Origin of the sequence: Rhodoferax sp., assembly GCF_028689305.1 — a bacterium.
Lineage (GTDB): Bacteria > Pseudomonadota > Gammaproteobacteria > Burkholderiales > Burkholderiaceae_C > Rhodoferax.
The window spans coordinates 1-3,057 of record NZ_JAQTWM010000150.1 but is presented as its reverse complement, the minus strand read 5'-3'; the positions used below and the strand labels follow the sequence as shown (position 1 = coordinate 3,057).

The 3,057-nt window shown below is 63.7% G+C and carries 3 protein-coding genes; all 3 read right to left on the bottom strand.

The features are described from left to right. A partial coding sequence (locus tag PHW99_RS18110) for a glutamine synthetase family protein (RefSeq protein ID WP_300181013.1) occupies positions 1 to 1,235 on the bottom strand: 1,235 nt, incomplete at its 3' end. A 152-nt stretch (positions 1,236 to 1,387) separates the two neighbouring features. Continuing rightward, the gene (locus PHW99_RS18105; protein WP_300181010.1) at positions 1,388 to 1,840 is read right to left on the bottom strand and encodes a putative toxin-antitoxin system toxin component, PIN family; all 453 of its coding nucleotides are present in this window, start codon (positions 1,838 to 1,840) and stop codon (positions 1,388 to 1,390) included. Further along, positions 1,837 to 3,057, bottom strand: a 1,221-nt coding sequence (locus tag PHW99_RS18100; protein WP_300181007.1) for a THUMP domain-containing protein, incomplete at its 5' end; no start/stop codon positions are given. The genes PHW99_RS18100 and PHW99_RS18105, both read right to left, overlap by 4 nt.

Genomic DNA, 3,057 nt, shown 5'->3' with positions numbered 1-3,057 from the left:
GGCCACAACACCTCGGCCATCGCCTCACACCCGCGCATGCGCGTGATCGCGTCTTCCAGGTGGCGCGGCAGCTCGTAGTCCCGGTCCCAGGCGCTGCTGTCCATCGGGTCGGTGGGTTTGAGCTGCTCCATGAGTCCCAGATAGCCGCAGGCCAGGGTGGCGGCGGTGGCCAGATAAGGGTTGACGTCCACACCGGGCACACGGTTTTCGATCCGGCGGTTTTGTGGGTTGGATTTGGGGATGCGGATGCCGCAGGTGCGGTTGTCCAGTCCCCACTGCACGTTGATCGGTGCGGACATGAAACGCGACAGGCGCCGGTACGAGTTGACATAGGGCGCCAGCATCGGCATCACTTGCGGCACGTACTTTTGCAGGCCGCCGATGTAGTGGCCAAACAGCGCGCTGGCCGAGCCGTCGGGGTTGGAAAAGATGTTCTGGCCGGTCTGCGCGTCCAGCACACTTTGGTGGATGTGCATGGCGCTGCCAGGCTCCATCTCCATCGGTTTGGCCATGAAGGTGGCAAAAATGCCGTGGCGCAGCGCGGTTTCGCGCACCGTGCGTTTGAACAGAAACACCCGGTCGGCCAGGTCCATCGGGTCACCATGGCTGAAGTTGATTTCCATCTGACCGGCGCCGGCTTCGTGGATCAGCGTCTCCACCCCCAGCCGGTGCACACTGCAGAAGTTGGAGAGCTCCATGAAAAACGGGTCAAAGTCGTTGACCGCGTCAATCGAATACGACTGGCGTCCGGCCTCGGGCTTGCCGGTGCGCCCCAGCGGCGGCTGCAGCGGCTCGTGCGGGTTGTTTTGCCGCGCCACCAGGTAGAACTCCATCTCGGGCGCCACCACCGGCCGCCAGCCCTGTTTTTCGTAGAGCGACACCACATGGCGCAGCAGCGCACGGGGCGACAGGTGCACCAGCGAACCATCGTCTTCATGGCAGTCGTGGATCACCACCGCCACCGGCTCCGCGGCCCAGGGCACCAGCCGCACCGTACTGGCATCAGGCAGGCAAACCATGTCCGGATCGGTCTCGCCCACATGCGGGCCGTTGTCGGGCTGCTGGCCGTTGACGGTGTTGAGCAGCACACTCTTGGGCAGGCGCATTTCGCCCGCCTGCAAGAACAGGTCCTTGGGCAGGATCTTGCCGCGGGCAATGCCGGTCATGTCGGGGATGACACATTCCACCTCGTGGATGCGGTGCTCGGTCAGGAAGTCGGTGATGGATTCGTTCATGGGAGATGGTTGTCAAAACAAAACCTCCCGATGATAAATGTGATCACAAATTTTACAAAGAACGAATTTCAGGCCTTGATTGCCATTGATGTGATCACATCATGGTCAAGCAGATCATCCAAAACGAGAGCGCCGGTGGCGGTCTATCGCACTCAGACCGCGATGGATTCCATCGCGGTCAACACCACGGTCTTCTGGGCCAGCAGCCGTTTTTTCATGCAAAGGACGGCTTTGTCCTTGCTCAGCAGCAGGGCTTGGTGCTGCACCGCCAGGTCGATGAACTTCTGGTCATCGACGTCCTTGCAGGTCACGCTGGCCTTGGGCGCCACGGTCACCAGACTGGCCTGCGCGTCAAAACCAGCCAGCACCTCGGCCGCTGCCACGCCGTGGTAGGCCAGGCTTTTGACAATTTGCGGGTAGCTCAGCACCCGCGCCAGCTCTTCACGCATCGGTGCGGTGGCGAGCCAGCGCAGGGTCTGCTGGTCCAGCGCCTGTTTCAGCGGCGGCGTGGCCGGGTCGTGGAACACCAGCAGGTCCAGAACGATGTTGGTGTCCAGCACCAGGGCGCGCCCCAACACGGCCGACCCCTGCAGCGCCGCCATCATTCAGCGGCCGGGCTGCGCTCGCGGGCCGAACCTTTGACCATGTCAAAACGGAACAGCCGGCATTCAATCGGGCCGTTCCACATCGGCACCCGGCGCGATTCCTTCAGGCGCATCTTGCCGGGCAGTTTCAGGTCGGGGGTGAGCACCCAGGCGGTCCAGCCAGCGTAGTTTTTCTTCCAGTGGGTGGCCAGCTGGCTGAAGAACTCACCGCCGTTGGCCAGCTGCGGCAGCTCGCGCGCGCCAAAGCGGCCCACAGCGTCCATGTCGTCGCCGACGTCGTCCTCATAACCGACGCCATGAGCCACGTCGCGGGTCTGCGGCGGCCGGCCAGCCCGGGCCACGCCACCGACATCAATGCGTTCGCCATACGGCGGATTGAGCAGCAGCACCCCGCCGCCGGTGGTGCTGACATCGATCGGCGGCATGCGCTGCAACGCGTCGCCACCCCGGAACTCGATCACACCGGCGACACCAGCGCGCTCGGCATTACGCTGGGCAAAGTCCACCATGCGGTGGGCCACGTCACTGCCGAAAATAATGGGCTTTTGGCCCGGGCCGGGCATCACCTCGGCGTCGGCCGCCTCTTGTTTCATGGCGTCCCAATCGGCTCGTCGAAACGGCAGGTATTTTTCGAAGGCAAAGCGGCGGCGGCTGCCAGCAGCCATGTTGCAGGCCATCTGCGCCGCCTCAATAACGATGGTGCCGCTGCCGCAGCAGGGGTCATAAAGTGGCTTCAGGTCCTCGTCACCGTCGAGCCAGCCGCTGGCGGCGATCATGGCGGCAGCCAGGGTTTCTTTGAGCGGCGCGTCACCCTTGTCAACCCGCCAGCCACGCTTGAACAGCGGCTCGCCCGAGGTGTCGATGTAGAGCGAGCAGCTGTCGGTGGTCAGGTGGGCATAAATGCGCACATCGGGCCATTGGGTGTTGACATCGGGGCGCACCCCTTGTGCCACCACCCGGAAGCGGTCACACACGGCGTCCTTGATCTTCAAGGCGGCAAAGTTCAGGCTGTTGAGCGGGCTGTGCTGGGCGGTGATCTCGACCTTGATCGATTCGCGCGGGGTGAACCAGCGCTCCCACGCCACCTCGGAGGCGGCGCGGTACAGGTCCTGCTCGGAGCGGTATTCGGTGTAACTCAGCAACACCAGCACCCGCTGGGCCAGCCGGCTGTAGAGGTTGAGCAGCATGGCCTGGGCAAACGAGGTGCGCACCGCCAC

Bases quoted from the DNA above. Each gene is read 5' to 3' on its own strand.
- PHW99_RS18105 (WP_300181010.1), bottom strand. From the start codon at position 1,840: ATGATGGCGGCGCTGCAGGGGTCGGCCGTGTTGGGGCGCGCCCTGGTG.